13 protein-coding genes are annotated in these 15,249 nt (G+C 66.6%); 3 read left to right on the plus strand and 10 right to left on the minus strand.

The window, feature by feature from the left end:
• Positions 1-216: 216 nt before the first annotated feature.
• Entirely contained in the window at positions 217-903 is a 687-nt protein-coding gene (locus PL79_RS11525) for an orotate phosphoribosyltransferase (protein ID WP_006752465.1), read from the minus strand.
• Positions 904-1,376: 473 nt separating this feature from the next.
• Between PL79_RS11525 and PL79_RS11530 the strand changes: the two genes are divergently transcribed.
• Positions 1,377-3,647 (plus strand): NADP-dependent malic enzyme, encoded by a 2,271-nt coding sequence (locus PL79_RS11530; protein ID WP_044846327.1) that lies wholly within the window; start codon positions 1,377-1,379, stop codon positions 3,645-3,647.
• A 145-nt stretch (positions 3,648-3,792) separates the two neighbouring features.
• Here the strand turns inward: PL79_RS11530 and PL79_RS11535 are convergent, their stop codons facing one another.
• Positions 3,793-7,383 (minus strand): indolepyruvate ferredoxin oxidoreductase family protein, encoded by a 3,591-nt coding sequence (locus PL79_RS11535; protein WP_044846326.1) that lies wholly within the window; start codon positions 7,381-7,383, stop codon positions 3,793-3,795.
• A 317-nt stretch (positions 7,384-7,700) separates the two neighbouring features.
• Here PL79_RS11535 and PL79_RS11540 point away from each other — a divergent pair, with 317 nt between their 5' ends.
• Positions 7,701-7,895 carry a hypothetical protein gene (locus PL79_RS11540; protein ID WP_044846325.1) on the plus strand — a complete coding sequence of 65 codons (195 nt, stop codon included), beginning with the start codon at positions 7,701-7,703 and terminating at the stop codon, positions 7,893-7,895.
• 133 nt (positions 7,896-8,028) lie between these two features.
• Here the strand turns inward: PL79_RS11540 and hppD are convergent, their stop codons facing one another.
• Positions 8,029-9,126 carry a 4-hydroxyphenylpyruvate dioxygenase gene (gene hppD / locus PL79_RS11545; RefSeq protein ID WP_044846324.1) on the minus strand — a complete coding sequence of 366 codons (1,098 nt, stop codon included), beginning with the start codon at positions 9,124-9,126 and terminating at the stop codon, positions 8,029-8,031.
• Positions 9,127-9,339: 213 nt separating this feature from the next.
• Here hppD and PL79_RS11550 point away from each other — a divergent pair, with 213 nt between their 5' ends.
• The gene (locus PL79_RS11550) at positions 9,340-9,864 is read left to right on the plus strand and encodes an Lrp/AsnC family transcriptional regulator (RefSeq protein WP_044846323.1); all 525 of its coding nucleotides are present in this window, start codon (positions 9,340-9,342) and stop codon (positions 9,862-9,864) included.
• Positions 9,865-9,933: 69 nt separating this feature from the next.
• Here PL79_RS11550 and PL79_RS11555 read toward each other — a convergent pair whose 3' ends face one another.
• The 7 genes from PL79_RS11555 to paaB all read right to left on the minus strand — a co-directional run bounded on the left by PL79_RS11555 (position 9,934) and on the right by paaB (position 15,244).
• Positions 9,934-10,581 carry a GNAT family N-acetyltransferase gene (locus PL79_RS11555; protein WP_044846322.1) on the minus strand — a complete coding sequence of 216 codons (648 nt, stop codon included), beginning with the start codon at positions 10,579-10,581 and terminating at the stop codon, positions 9,934-9,936.
• 234 nt (positions 10,582-10,815) lie between these two features.
• Complete coding sequence (locus tag PL79_RS11560) at positions 10,816-11,421, minus strand: TetR/AcrR family transcriptional regulator (RefSeq protein WP_044846321.1); 606 nt, start codon at positions 11,419-11,421, stop codon at positions 10,816-10,818.
• Between the two features lie 22 nt (positions 11,422-11,443).
• Positions 11,444-12,259 carry a DUF1835 domain-containing protein gene (locus tag PL79_RS11565; protein ID WP_044846320.1) on the minus strand — a complete coding sequence of 272 codons (816 nt, stop codon included), beginning with the start codon at positions 12,257-12,259 and terminating at the stop codon, positions 11,444-11,446.
• Between the two features lie 129 nt (positions 12,260-12,388).
• Positions 12,389-13,525 (minus strand): 1,2-phenylacetyl-CoA epoxidase subunit PaaE, encoded by a 1,137-nt coding sequence (paaE, locus tag PL79_RS11570; RefSeq protein WP_044846378.1) that lies wholly within the window; start codon positions 13,523-13,525, stop codon positions 12,389-12,391.
• 31 nt (positions 13,526-13,556) lie between these two features.
• A complete protein-coding gene (gene paaD, locus PL79_RS11575; RefSeq protein WP_044846319.1) occupies positions 13,557-14,120 on the minus strand; it encodes a 1,2-phenylacetyl-CoA epoxidase subunit PaaD in 564 nt (187 codons plus the stop codon).
• Between the two features lie 25 nt (positions 14,121-14,145).
• Positions 14,146-14,949, minus strand: a complete 804-nt coding sequence (gene paaC, locus PL79_RS11580) for a 1,2-phenylacetyl-CoA epoxidase subunit PaaC (protein ID WP_044846318.1) — start codon at positions 14,947-14,949, stop codon at positions 14,146-14,148.
• A 10-nt stretch (positions 14,950-14,959) separates the two neighbouring features.
• Positions 14,960-15,244: a 1,2-phenylacetyl-CoA epoxidase subunit PaaB gene (paaB, locus tag PL79_RS11585; protein ID WP_006752453.1), complete on the minus strand. Its 285-nt coding sequence runs from the start codon at positions 15,242-15,244 to the stop codon at positions 14,960-14,962.
• Positions 15,245-15,249 lie beyond the last annotated feature (5 nt).

Here is a 15,249-nt window from a genome sequence, read left to right on the forward strand (position 1 = left end):
GCCGGGCCGATGCTCCCGGCATTGTTGGCGTTGTGCGTTGCCCGCGCAGCTGATGGCTGCGATGGATCAAGTCTAGCATTAGGGTTCGATGAGCGATGCATGCCGCGGCCCGCGATTCGGGCCGGCCGCGATGTCGATCGACGGACGAAAAAAAACCGCTCGCGACCACGCGAGCGGTTTTTTCAGCCAGGATGCCGGCTGCGTGCCGGCTCGGCGTTACTCCTTCGGGGCCGTCGCGCCGCCGTGCGCGGCCGACCACTCGGCCGGCGCGTGCAGGAACTTCTCGACTTCGTCGAGCGTCTTGGTCTCGAAGTAGCCCGACGCCTTCGCGACGCGCAGCACGTCCCACCAGGTCGCCAGCGCGTGCAGGTCGACGTCGATGTCCTTCAGGACCGACACGCTTTCCTTGAAGATGTTGTAGTGGAACAGCACGAAGCAGTGGTTCACCGTCGCGCCCGCGGTGCGCAGCGCGTTGACGAAGTTGATCTTGCTGCGGCTGTCGGTCGTCAGGTCTTCCACCAGCAGCACGCGCGAGCCTTCTTCCAGATGACCCTCGATCTGCGCGTTGCGGCCGAAGCCCTTCGGTTTCTTGCGCACGTACTGCATCGGCACCATCATGCGGTCCGCGAGCCATGCCGCGAACGGGATGCCGGCCGTCTCGCCGCCTGCCACCGAGTCGATCTGCTCGAAGCCGACGTCGCGCATGATCGTCGTTTCCGCCATTTCCATCAGCGCACGACGCACGCGCGGATACGAGATCAGCTTGCGGCAGTCGATGTAGACGGGGCTTGCCCAGCCGGACGTGAAGATGAACGGTTTTTCGGCGTTGAAGTGCACCGCCTGCACTTCGAGCAGGATTTTGGCGGTCGTATCCGAGATCGACTGACGATCGTAGCCTGTCATGGGCATTCCTTGGGTGATGAGCGAAGAGCGGGCGCGGGCCCGGTGGCGCAGCAAGGGGAACCTGCCCGAGGGGCCGGGGTGCGATCGACGGACCCATCGGGCCAACAATCGCATCGCTGCGCGCGTAGCCCGCTATTTTACCCGATTCAGGCCGGTTTTCGGCGGAATTCGCGCAGGTTCGACGTGCGGCTCGCCACCGGTGAAACAAACGGGGCACGACCAGCCCGATGCTGATGGCGAGGATGCCGCGCTGCACCAACAGGCGGCATTTAGGGGGTGTACACTAGGCGACCCTTAGAAATCGTTCAGTACTTTGTACTTTTCTCTTGCCACCCGCCAAGGTTCGATGGCGTGCCGACCCGGCGCGTCGCGTGCCGTCTCGCAGTCGACCACCCCCTCGATTCAAGCAGACGCGGCCCAAGGTGCTGTGTACTGAACCGTCAAAAATTTCGCATGTCTCTCGCAGGTCAATCATGGACGAACAACTGAAGCAGGCCGCTCTCGCTTATCACCTGAACCCGAAACCCGGCAAGATTTCGGTCACCCCGACCAAGCCGCTGTCGAACCAGCTCGATCTGTCGCTCGCGTATTCGCCGGGCGTCGCCGCGGCGTGCGAGGCGATCCACGCCGATCCGCTCGACGCGCAGAAGTACACGTCGCGCGGCAACCTCGTCGGCGTCATCACGAACGGCACGGCCGTGCTGGGCCTCGGCAACATCGGCCCGCTGGCCGCGAAGCCGGTGATGGAAGGCAAGGGCTGCCTGTTCAAGAAATTCGCGGGCATCGACGTGTTCGACATCGAACTGTCCGAGTCCGACCCCGACAAGCTCGTCGAGGCGATCGCGATGCTCGAGCCGACGCTCGGCGGCATCAACCTCGAGGACATCAAGGCGCCGGAATGCTTCTACATCGAGCAGAAGCTGCGCGAGCGCATGAAGATCCCCGTCTTCCACGACGACCAGCACGGCACCGCGATCATCGCGTCGGCCGCGATCCTGAACGGCCTGAAGGTCGTCGGCAAGAAGCTGTCCGAAGTGAAGCTCGTGTGTTCCGGCGCGGGCGCGGCAGCGATCGCGTGTCTGGACCTGCTGGTGAACCTGGGTCTCACGAAGTCGAACATCCTCGTCGCCGATTCGAAGGGCGTGATCTACGAAGGGCGCGGCAACCTCGACCCGTCGAAGCAGCGCTATGCGGCGACCACCGACGCGCGCACGCTCGCCGACGCGATCGTCGGCGCGGACGTGTTCCTCGGCTGCTCGAGCGCGGGCGTGCTGAAGCAGGACATGGTCAAGACGATGGGCGAGCGCCCGCTGATCCTGGCGCTCGCGAACCCGGAACCGGAAATCCGCCCGGAAGACGCGAAGGCCGTGCGCCCCGACGCGATCGTCGCGACCGGCCGTTCGGACTACCCGAACCAGGTCAACAACGTGCTGTGCTTCCCGTTCATCTTCCGCGGCGCGCTCGACGTCGGCGCGACGACGATCACGGAAGAAATGAAGCTCGCGTGCGTGCGCGCGATCGCCGAGCTGGCGCAGGAAACCGACCAGAGCGAGGAAGTCGCGAAGGCGTATGAAGGCCACTCGCTCGAGTTCGGGCCGGACTACCTGATTCCGAAGCCGTTCGATCCGCGCCTGATCATCAAGATTGCGCCGGCCGTCGCGCAAGCCGCGATGGATTCGGGCGTCGCCACGCGTCCGATCCAGGACATGGACGCATACCGCGAGCAACTCGGCGCGACCGTCTACCGCACCGGCATGGTGATGCGCCCGGTGTTCGCGACCGCGAAGACGAAGCAGGCGCGCATCGTGTTCGCCGAGGGCGAGGACGAGCGCGTGCTGCGCGCCGCGCAGTTCGTGCTGCAGGAAAAGATCGCGAAGCCGATCATCGTCGGCCGTCCGTCGGTCGTCGAGATGCGCCTCGCGAAGATCGGCTCGAAGCTGAAGGCCGGCGTCGATTTCGAGATCGTGAATCCGGAAGACGACACGCGCTACCACCGCTACTGGCAGGCATACCACGAGATCGGCGCGCGTGACGGCGTCACGCCCGAAGTCGCGAAGGCCGCGCTGCGCAAGTTCAACACGCTGATCGGCGCGATGCTCGTGCACCTGGGCGACGCGGACGGCATGATCTGCGGGATGATCGACACGTACCACACGCACCTGAAGTTCATCGAGCAGGTGCTGGGCCGTGCGCAGGGCGCCGAGCACTACGCGGCGATGAACCTGCTGATGCTGCCGGGCCGCAACCTGTTCCTGTGCGACACGTACGTGAACGAAGTGCCGAGCGCGGAACAGCTCGCCGACATGACGATCCAGGCGGCCGCCGAGATCGAGCGTTTCGGCATCGCGCCGAAGGCCGCGCTGCTGTCGAACTCGAACTTCGGCAGCGCGCCGTCGGCGTCGTCGCGCCGGATGGCCGAGGCCCGCAAGCTGATCAGCGAGCGTGCGCCGAACCTCGAAGTCGACGGCGAAATGCACGGTGACGCGGCGCTGTCGGAAGCAGTCCGCAAGGCCGCGTTCCCGGGCACGACGCTGTCGGGCGAAGCGAACCTGCTGATCATGCCGAACGTCGAAGCGGCGAACATCGCGTACAACCTGCTGAAGATGGTCGGCGGCGAAGGCGTGACGGTCGGCCCGTTCCTGCTCGGCGCCGCGAAGCCGGTCCACATCCTGACGCCGGCCGCGACCGTGCGCCGGATCATCAACATGACGGCAGTGGCCGCCGCGAACGCGAACACGAAGTAAGTTCGCGCCCGCGTGCGCCGCGCGTCATGCGCGGCGCAATGAAAAACGCCACGGAACCTGCGTTCCGTGGCGTTTTTTTATGCACTGCCGTGGGCGAGGCTACGCGGCGGCGGGCGTCCCGACCGCGAACACCCGCCGCGCGCCGTCACGCGACCTGCTGATGCGACTGGCCGCCCGTCGGCGAACGCCACTTCGCGAGCAGCGTGTCCCACTTCTGGCGTACCGCGCGCAGGTTGTTCTCCTTCACGTGGCCGTAGCCGCGAATGCCGTCCGGCAGCGCCGCGAGCTCGAGCGCGAGCGGCCGGTTGGCCGCGTTCAGCTTGCCCAGCACTTCGCCGATCAGCGCTTCGTACTCGCTGATCAGCGCGCGCTCGGTGCGGCGCTCCGCGGTGCGGCCGAACGGGTCGAGCCCCGTGCCGCGCAGGAACTTCGCCTTCGCGAGCAGCCGGAACGCCGACAGCATCCACGGGCCGTACGCCTTCTTCACGAGATGGCCGTGTGCGTCCGTTTTCGCGAACAGCGGCGGCGCGAGGTGGAACTTCAGTTTCCAGTCGCCTTCGAACTGCGACGACAGGCGCGCGAGGAACGCGGGATCGGACTGCAGCCGCGCGACCTCGTACTCGTCCTTGTACGCCATCAGCTTGAACAGGTTGCGCGCGACCGCTTCGGTCAACGGCTCCTGCACGGCGTCGCCGTCCGCCAGCGCGCGTTCGGCCGCCCGCACCGTGTCGACGAAGGCCGCATAGCGCGACGCGTACGCGGCGTTCTGGTACGCGGTGAGGAACTCCACGCGCTTCGCGATCAGCGCGTCGACCGCCTTCTTCGTGTGCAGCGCGATCACCGTGGCGCCCTGCGCGTGGCGTGCATCGCCGGCCGCGGCCTGCTTCACGCTCGCGAGGTCGTGCGCGGCGCGGCGGCCCCAGTCGAACGCCGCGCGGTTCTTCTCGACCGACACCGCGTTCAGCTCGATCGCGCGTTCGAGCGACGCGAGCGTGAGCGGCAGCCAGCCCTTCTGCCACGCGTAGCCGAGCACGAACGGGTTCGTGTAGATCGCGTCGCCGAGCAGCGCGACCGCGAAGCGGTTCGCGTCGATGAAGTCGACGGCTTCACCGGCTGCCGCGCGGATGTCGTTCTCCGCGGACAGGCCAGGGAACGCCCAGTTCGGGTTCTTGATGAACTCGGCGGTCGGCGTCTGCGCGCTGTTGACGACCACGCGCGTCGTGTCGTGCCGCATCCGCGACGTGCATTCGTCGCCGGCCGTGACGATCGCGTCGCAGCCGATCACGAGGTCGGCTTCGCCCATCGCGATCCGCGTCGCGTGGATGTCGGTCGGCGCGTGCGAGATCTGCACGTGGCTCATCACGGCGCCGCCCTTCTGCGCGAGGCCGGTCACGTCGAGCACGGTCACGCCCTTGTTCTCCAGGTGCGCGGCCATCCCGAGCAGCGCGCCGATCGTGACCACGCCCGTGCCACCGACGCCCGTGACGAGCACGCCGTACGCACGGTCGATCGCCGGCAGCGTCGGCTCCGGAATCGGCGGCAGCGCGCCGCCGTCGACCGACACGGCCTTCGGCTTCTTCAGCTGGCCGCCTTCGACTGTGACGAAGCTCGGGCAGAAGCCCTTCACGCACGAGAAGTCCTTGTTGCAGCTCGACTGGTTGATCTGGCGCTTCGTGCCGAATTCCGTTTCGAGCGGCTCGACCGACAGGCAGTTCGACTGCACCGAGCAGTCGCCGCAGCCTTCGCACACCGCGTCGTTGATCACGACGCGCTTCGCCGGATCCGGATACGTGCCGCGCTTGCGGCGGCGGCGCTTCTCGGTCGCGCAGGTCTGGTCGTAGATCAGGATCGTCGTGCCTTCGATCTCACGCAGCTCGCGCTGCACGTCGTCGAGCTGGTCGCGGTGATGGATCGTCACGCCCGGCGCGAGCAGCGCCTTCTGGCTGTCGTACTTCTCCGGCTCGTCGGTGACGATCACGATCTTCTTGGCGCCTTCGGACGCGAGCTGGTGCGTGATCTGCGGCACCGTCAGCACGCCGTCGACCGGCTGGCCGCCCGTCATCGCCACCGCATCGTTGTAGAGGATCTTGTAGGTGATGTTCGCCTTCGACGAGATCGCCGCGCGCACCGCCAGCAGGCCCGAGTGGAAATAAGTGCCGTCGCCGAGGTTCGCGAACACGTGCTTCTCGTCGGTGAACGGTGCCTGGCCGATCCACGGCACGCCTTCGCCGCCCATCTGGCTGAAGGTGCTCGTGCTGCGGTCCATCCACACCGTCATGTAGTGGCAGCCGATCCCGGCGATCGCGCGCGAGCCCTCCGGCACGTTGGTCGACGTGTTGTGCGGGCAGCCCGAGCAGAACCACGGCTTGCGCTCGGTCTGCACGTGCGGCTTCGCGAGCGCCATTTCCTTCGCGTTGATCACCGCGAGCCGCGCGGCGATGCGCGCGCGCACGTCGGACGGCAGCTCGAACTTCTCGAGGCGCGTCGCGATCGCCTTCGCGATGATCGCGGGCGACAGCTCGTAGTGCGCGGGCAGCAGCCAGTTGCCCATCGGCACCGACCATTCGCCGCCGGCGCCGTCCTTCTCGTCGAACTTGCCGAACACGCGCGGGCGCTGCGCGTCCGGCCAGTTGTACAGTTCTTCCTTGATCGCGTATTCGAGAATCTGGCGCTTTTCCTCGACGACGAGGATTTCGTCGAGGCCGCGCGCGAACGCCTGCGCGCCCTGCGCTTCGAGCGGCCACACGCAGCCGACCTTGTACAGGCGGATGCCGATCCGCGCACAGGTTTCGTCGTCGAGGCCGAGGTCGGTCAGCGCCTGGCGCACGTCGAGGTACGCCTTGCCGCCCGTCATGATCCCGAAGCGCGCATTCGGCGAGTCGATCTCGATCCGGTCGAGCTTGTTCGCGCGCACATAGGCGAGCGCCGCGTACCACTTGTAGTCGAGCAGCCGTGCTTCCTGCACGAGCGGCGGGTCCGGCCAGCGGATGTTCAGGCCGCCTTCCGGCAGGATGAAGTCGGTCGGCAGCACGATCTCGGTGCGATGCGGGTCGATGTCGACCGACGCCGACGATTCGACCACGTCCGTCACGCACTTGAGCGCGACCCACAGGCCCGAATAGCGGCTCATCGCCCAGCCGTGCAGGCCGAAGTCGAGATATTCCTGCACGTTGGACGGGAACAGCACCGGCAGCCCGCAGGCCTTGAAGATGTGTTCGGACTGGTGCGCGAGCGTCGACGATTTCGCTGCGTGGTCGTCGCCGGCGAGCACGAGCACGCCGCCGTGCTTCGACGAGCCGGCCGAGTTCGCGTGCTTGAAGACGTCGCCGGTGCGGTCGACGCCCGGGCCCTTGCCGTACCACATGCCGAACACGCCGTCGTGCTTCGCGCCGGGGTACAGGTTGACCTGCTGCGAGCCCCACACGGCGGTGGCGGCGAGATCTTCGTTGAGGCCGGGCTGAAAGACGATCTGGTGGGCCGCCAGGTGCTGCTTGGCTTTCCAGAGCGACAGATCGAGGCCGCCGAGCGGCGAGCCGCGGTAGCCGGAAATGAAACCGGCCGTATTGAGGCCGGCGGCGCGGTCGCGTTCCTGCTGCAGCATCGGCAGGCGCACGAGCGCCTGGATGCCGCTCATGTACGCGCGGCCGCGTTCGAGCGTGTATTTGTCGTCAAGCGTGACGGACTTCAGCGCGGCTTCGAGCGACGCGCGTTGGCCTGCGTCTAGCGGGGCATTCATTAACAGTCTCCTCCACCCAGTTTGGGATCACCAAAGCTTCGATTGCGTCGACGTCTTGTGAACGTGTCGGCAGTGGCCGGCATATTGGCCGGTTTTAAGTGATGGTAGCACTGGTATAAACCCGCCGACCACCGGCCGGCGTGCCGCGGCACGCCGACGAAATGGCGCGACGATGCGTTACATCATGTAAAGGCATGTAAAGCCGCGCCCATCATCGGACAAATGCCGTTAATCTTGTCGGCCTGCCGGAGGTGCCCGGTCGCGTCGGCTCGTTTCGACGCAACCGGGGAGGCGCCGGCAGTTTTACAGGAGGTGCAATGAACACACGTCATATCCAGAGTTTCCTGATCGTGTCCGCCGCGTTCTTCGCGATGACCGGCCCGGTGCACGCGCGCGGCGCGAGCGCACTGGCGGCAGCCGGCGCGCAGATGCGTCAGATCGCGCCGGCGCAGGATGCCGACGCACAGCCGGCGGCCGCACGTGCCGTCGTGTCGAAGGCGAACGTGCGTTGATCCGTTCGCGCGGCCGCCGGGCCGCGCCGGAACGACGAAAGGGCGGGAATCGCAGGATTCCCGCCCTTTTTCCTTGTGCCGCCGATGTTCGCGCGGACGCCCGGGCCAGCCGGGGTCCGCGCGGCCTTCTGCGTCAGGCCTTGTCCTGGACCACGCCGCGGCGGATCTGGTCGAGCTCGATCGATTCGAACAGCGCCTTGAAGTTGCCTTCGCCGAAGCCCTGGTTGCCCTTGCGCTGGATGATCTCGAAGAAGATCGGGCCGATCTGGTTCTCGGTGAAGATCTGCAGCAGCAGGTCGTCGCGGGCGCCGTCGATCAGGATCTTGCGCTTCTTCAGCTCGTCCAGCGATTCGCCGTGGTTCGGCACGCGGCGGTCGACCAGCTCGTAATACGTGTCGATCGTGTCGAGCAGCTTCACTTCCTTGCCGCGCAGGCCGTCGACCGCGCCGTAGATGTCATTCGTGCCGAGCGCGATGTGCTGGATGCCTTCGCCGTGATAGGCGTCGAGGTATTCCTGGATCTGGCCGGCCGTGTCCGAGCCTTCCTCGTTGATCGGAATCCGGATCTTGCCGCACGGCGACGTCATCGCCTTCGACTTCACGCCTGTCACCTTGCCTTCGATGTCGAAATAGCGCACTTCGCGGAAGTTGAACAGCCGCTCGTAGAATTCCGCCCATTCCTGCATGCGGCCGCGATGCACGTTGTGCGTCAGGTGGTCGATGTAGGTGAGGCCGTGGCCGACCGGGTTCGGGTTCGCGCCGGCGATCGGTTCGAAGTCGACGTCATAGATGCTGATGTCGCCGATTGCGCCCGGTTGCGCGCCGTTCTTGCCGCGCCAGCGGTCGACGAAATAGATCAGCGAATCGCCGATGCCCTTGATCGCCGGGATGTTCAGCTCCATCGGGCCCGTCTTGTTGTCGAAGCCCCACGCGCCGAGTTCGAGCGCGTGCCGGTATGCCTTCGCGGCGTCCTGCACGCGAAACGCGATCGCGCAGATCGACGGGCCGTGCAGGCGCGCGAAGCGCTGCGCGAACGAATCGGGCTCGGCGTTGATGATGAAGTTGATGTCGCCCTGGCGGTAGACCGTCACGTCCTTGTGACGATGGCGGGCGATCGCGGTGAAACCCATCCGCTCGAACAGTTGTCCGAGCGCTTTCGGATCCGGCGCGGTGTATTCGATGAATTCGAAGCCGTCGGTGCCGACGGGGTTGTCCCAGTTGGGGATCTGCATGTCGTGTCTCCTGTGCGGGGCGATCGGCCGGCGCGACGTGCGCGTGTGCGGCCCGGTTCGATGTCGAACGCGGCGCACGCGTCGGCGTGCGCAACGAATCGGTACGTGCGACAAAGTGTAGCGGGCGGGCGCGAGCGAAAACTTGCGAACTTAATCGTCCCTGCCTACGATGGCGCAATTTCCAGTCTGGAAATAATCAACGGAGGGCAGAAAATGGCGCACGCCGAATTGGATGCCATCGACCGGCGGATTCTGGCGATTCTTCAGGAGAACGGCCGCCTGTCGAACCAGGAGATCGCCGAGCGCGTGAACCTGTCGCCGAGCCCGTGCCTGCGGCGGATCCGGCGGCTCGAGGAGATCGGCGTGATCACCGGCTACGTCGCGCTGCTCGATCCGCAGAAGCTCGGGCTCGACCTGCTGGCGTACGTGAGCGTGCGGCTCGAGAAGCGTGGTGGTTTGGCGCCGGTCCGTGCCGACGAGACGTCGGCGCGCGCGGGCGCGACCCACGCGGAACTGTTTCGCGCGGCCGTGCAGACCTGGCCGGAAGTGGTCGCGTGTCATGCAATGACGGGCGACATGGATTACCTGCTTCGCGTGCAGGTCGAGGACATGGCGCACTTCTCCCGCTTCGTGCAGGAGCACTTGCTGCACCATCCGTCGGTGATCGACGTGAAGACGAGCTTCTCGCTCGAGTGCTTCAAGGAGACGACGGCGTTGCCGATCCGCTCGGTGCGCTAGTGCGCGGCGGGGGAAGGCGAGAAGGAAGGGAAGGCCGGGCGCCCCGCAGGGCAGCCCGGTCGGCCGATGTTATGCCGTCAGCGCGGCGGGCATCAGCGATTCGATGAACTTCGACGTGCGGTGCGCCTGGCGCTTGAGCGCGTAGTCGAACACCGCGGCCTGTTCCTGCAGCATCTCGGCGAGGATCGTCGCGTGGTCGGCCGGCGGCAGCGACAGGTACGCATCGGCTTCGCCGTACGCGTATTCGATTCGCATCCCGGATTTCTTCGCGATGTGCATCATCGTCGCATTGCGCGACAGGCAATGCATGTACAGCATCGTCACGCGGGTGTTGCGGCTGCGGATCGCCGCGCGCTCGAACAGCTTCGAGCCGACGCCACGTCCGCGGGCGCTTTCGAGCACCGACACGCCGAATTCGGCCGTGCGCTTGTCGCCTTCCGCGGGCAGGTACGCCAGGTGGCCGACGCCGATCAGTTCGAGCCCATGGTCGAACACGCCGAACACCGTGTCGCGACCGAAGTCGATCGTACGGACATAGTTCTCGATCACGTGATCGGGCACCATCTGGCCGAAGCGCAGCAGGCGGTCCTCTTCGTTGAGCGAGAGAAAGTGGGTGAGCATTCGCTCACGGTCTTTGGAAGCCAGTTCCCTGACGAGAACCGGCGCAGTCCCGGCGTGGCCGACAGCATCGGCACGGCGGTCGAGTTGCGTGTTCATCGTGGGTTCCTCAGTCTGTAGCCGCACAAGCAGCTTGTGCAATGCAACAGCATTTTACCCGAGCGGGTTGGGGAAAACCCGTATTTGACGTTATTTGTGCCGAGGGTGAATTCTAAATCCGCTTAGTTCATTTGCTATCTATTTGATTTATAAGTGATTTAAAATTCATCACATGAAATGCACGGCGGCCTGTCGCAGTGTACCCGCCGCGCAACGCATGCTGCTGCGCGGCAATCACGCGCCGGACGACAGCCCGTGCTCCATCAGGTCGATCACCTGCTCGGCGAAGTCTCGGTAGCCGAGGCGGCCCCCCGGCTTGAGCCACGTGAACGTCCAGTTGATCATCCCGAACACCATCATCGTGACCGACGTCTGGTTTTCCTTCGAGATCCGGTCCGGATAGGCGCGCGCGAGCTGGCGCGCGAATGCCGCGACGATGTCGCGCTGGCGGTCGAGCACGATCTCGCGCTGCGCGTCCTCGAGATACTTCACGTCGTTGAGCAGCGCGACATGGCGGCTGTGCGACGTCTCGTACTCGGCGAGGAACGCGCGCACCAGCTCGGCGAACGCGTCGCGCTCGGTGAGGCCGCGCCGCTGGCTCGCGCCTTCGACCTCGGCGATGATCAGCATCAACCGCTTCGTGTAGCGGTCGAGCAGGTCGAACAGGATCGCTTCCTTGCTCTCGTAATAGTGATAGAGACGTGCCTTCGACGTGCCGCTCGCGGTCGCGAGATCGGACATCGACGTGCTCGGGTAGCTCGTCTGCGCGAATTTCTCGGCGGCGAGATCGAGGATCTGCTCGCGCTGGGATTCGTGGTCGGGCGCTCGGGTACGGGCCATGGTCGAATGCGAAAGAGTAGCGTTAGCGAGGCGCGGCGGGCGCGCGCACCTGCGTGGAAGAAAGGGCGGCCGGCGCGTCGTCCTGCAGCTCGAGCCGGCCGGCTGCCGCGAGTTCGCGGCAGCGCCACCAGGCGATCGAGTCGCTGACGAACAGCCCGCCGCGGTCGGCGCCGGCCATGATGCCGCCGACGACGCGTCGCGCGGGCAGCCAGCCGGTTTCCGCGTGCGCGACGATCAGCGCGTCGAGGTCCGCGTATTGGCCGCTCTTGATGGTGTTGCTGACCCAGTAGCGCAACTCGGCATTCAGGTGCTTCGCCTCCTGCCATTCGAGTGCGAGGCGGCCGATGCGCAGCACCGAGATCGGTGCGGCCAGCGGCCGTTTGCGCGCGAGCGCCGCCGGCGAGAACATCCCGGTCGAACAGGCCTGGTCGGTGCGGGTCAGCGCCGCGCGCTGCGGCGCGTCGAGGTCCGCGGCCGACAGCCGCACCTCGTTCAGGCGCTGCGGCACGTTGCGCAGGTGATAGGCGACGCGGCGCAGCAGCAGTTTGTCGCCGACGCTCGGCGCGTGCCAGACGACCACCTGGCCCGTCTCGGTCGCGAGCTGGTCGAGGCGGTCGAATTCGCCTTCGATTTCCGCGTTCCAGTCGGGAATCGCGTCGCCGAGCACGCGCTGCCAGAAGGCGGCGCGCGTGTCGGGCGTCTCGTCGGCGCCCTTCAGCGGCCCGACCGCGAGATCGTCGAGCAATCCGACGACGCGCTCGTCGCGTCCGGCTTGCGCGAGGGCCTCGCGCAGCGACGCGGCGGCGGTGCCGCCCTGAATCACGTGAATGGTACTCATCGGTCTGTCGTCAACAAAAGAAAACCGCCGGCCGGGCGGACGTGAAGACGTCCAGCCGGCCGGCGGCCCCTAGTGTAAGCGAGATGTGTGACGACGAGAAACCGGCGCGGCGCGCCGGCGCGACGCCGCTCAACGCTCGTCGAAGCTCACGACGACCTTGTCGCTGATCGGGTGGCATTGGCACGTGAGCACGAAGCCGTCCTTCACTTCGTGTTCCTCGAGCGTGTAGTTCTTCTCCATCCGGACCTCGCCTTCGACCACCTTCGCCCGGCACGTGCAGCACACGCCGCCCTTGCACGCGTACGGCAGCGCGAGGCCCGCGCGCAGGCCGACGTCGAGCAGGCTCACGCCTTCGTACGGCAGGCGCAGCTTGCGTTTCTTGCCGTCGAGCACGATTTCGAGGTCGGCAGCCGGCGTCTGGTCGGTGATCTCGACGACGGGCGCGCCCGCCTGCGGCAGCGGCGTGCCGAAGCGTTCGACGTGCACTTTCGCCTGCGGCACGCCGGCTGCCTTCAGCGCGGCTTCGGCCGCGTCCATCATCGGCGCCGGGCCGCAGATGAACGCTTCGTCGATTGCGTCGGCCGGCGTCAGCGTCGCGAGGAATTCCGCGCATTTCGCCTGGTCGAGCACACCGTTGAACAGCTCGACGTCCTGCTGGTCGTCCGACAGCACGTGGTACAGGACGAAGCGGCTCATGTAGCGGTTCTTCAGGTCCTCGAGTTCCTCCGCGAACATGATCGCGTCGACGCTGCGGTTGCCGTAGATCAGCGTGAACGTGCTGCGCGGTTCGAGTTCGAGCGTCGTCTTCACGATCGCGAGCACCGGCGTGATGCCCGACCCGCCGGAGAACGCGACGTACTGCTTGCCGTGGTCCGCGTTCAGATGCGTGAAGAAGCGGCCGTCCGGTGTCATCACGTCGATCGTGTGACCCGGCTGCAGCGTGTCGAACGCGAAATTCGAGAAACGGCCGCCGCGCACGCGCTTGATGCCGATGCGCAGTTCGCCGTCGCGGTCGTAGTCGGTCGTGCCGACGCAGATCGAGTACGACCGGCGCGTTTCCTCGCCGTCGATGTGGGTCTTCAGCGTGACGAACTGGCCCTGCGTGAAGCGGTACGCGTCGCGCAGCTCGGGCGGCACGTCGAAGGAGACGGTAACGGCGTCGGCGGTCTCGGGCCGTACGTCGCGGATACGCAGCGGGTGAAATTGCGGGGTTGACGACCCCCGCCGGGCCGCCCCAACGGGGGCGTCGGCCCCCTCGGGGGGCAGCGAATGAAGAGAGCGTGGGGGCTGTTTCATTTCAGTAAGGTTTGAAGTAGTCGAAGGGTTCGCGGCAGTCGACGCAGCGATACAACGCCTTGCAGGCCGTGGACGCGAATTGCGCGAGACGCTCGGTGTTGGCTGACCCGCAGCGCGGGCACACGGGCGCCGCGACGGGGCGCGGCACGAAACGCACGACGTTTTCCCGCGGCGCGGCGCTGCCGCACTGGCCGACGGGCGGCGCGATGCCGTACGCGCGCAGCTTGTCGCGCGCTTCCTGCGTGATCCAGTCGGTCGTCCACGCGGGGGCGAGCACCGTCTCGATCCGGTGCGGCGGCAGGTCGGCGGCCTGCATTGCCGCGGCGATGTCCTCGGCGATCTGCGACATCGCCGGGCAGCCGGAGTAGGTCGGCGTGATCACGACTTCGAGCCGGCCGTCGTCCGCGCGACGGACGTCGCGCAGGATGCCGAGCTCGCGGATCGACACGACCGGAATCTCGGGATCGGGCACGGCTTCGAGCACGTCCCACGCGCGCGCGAGCAACGGATCGTTGCGGTGCGCGGCGGGCGTCGGGTCGGCGGGGGCGGCGGTCTGGACGGACATCGTCGGGCTCCGTTGGGGCGGCGGGTTACCAGGTCGCGCCAGGGTGCTGGCGCGCGAGGCTCTGCATTTCCGCGAGCAGGTAGCCCATGTGCTCCGAGTGCTCGCCCTGCTTGCCGGTGCTCACGTGCTGCACGGGCGCCGGCAGGGTGAGCGTCGCTTCCGCGAGCGCTTCGTCCACGTCCGCGCGCCATGCGGCTTCGAGCGCGGCCGGTGCCGGGCCGACGCCCGATGCGCAGACCGCGTCGTCGATCGCGTCGGCCGCGAAGCATTCGCGCGTGTACGGAATCAGGTAGTCCAGCGCGGCCTGAGCGCGGCGATGCGATTCGTCGGTGCCGTCGCCGAGGCGCACCAGCCATTCGCGCGCGTGCTGCACGTGATAGCGGGTCTCCTTCACCGATTTCGCGGCGATCGCGGCCAGTTGCGCGTCCGTCGACGTTTCGAGCGCGGTCCACACGTGCAGCATCAGCGTCGCGTAGAGGAAGTTGCGCACGATCGTCACCGCGTAATCCTTGTCGGCGTGCGCGGTGCCGGCGATCGGGCCGTAGTGCGGCAGCTCGGCGAGCGTGAAGTTCGCGAACTCGCGCTCGGTGCGGAAGTACGCGTAATCGTCTTCCGTCTTCGTCGCGCCGTTCAGCTGGCGCTCGAGTTCGGCTGCGTGCGTATACAGCATGCGGGCCTGGCCGATGAGGTCGAGGCTCATGTTGGTGAGCGCGATGTCTTCCTCGAGGATCGGGCCGTGGCCGCACCATTCGGCGTTGCGCTGACCGAGGATCAGCGCGTTGTCCGCGAGGCGCAGCACGTAGGAGAGGTGTTCGGGCGTGATCGTCATGGCGCGGGCGTTACATGTGGTTGACTTCGTCGGGCAGCGTGTAGAACGTCGGGTGACGGTAGATCTTGTCGCCCGCCGGTTCGAACAGCTCGGCCTTCTCGGCCGGATCCGACGCGGTGATCGCCGACGACGGCACCACCCAGATGCTCACGCCTTCCTGGCGGCGCGTGTAGACGTCGCGCGCCATGCGCAGCGCCATCGACGCGTCGGCCGCGTGCAGGCTGCCGCAATGCTTGTGGTCGAGGCCTTGCTTGCTGCGCACGAACACTTCCCAGATCGGCCATTCCTTGTTCATCACTC

Source organism: Burkholderia sp. USMB20, assembly GCF_000949135.2.
Taxonomy (GTDB): Bacteria; Pseudomonadota; Gammaproteobacteria; order Burkholderiales; family Burkholderiaceae; genus Burkholderia.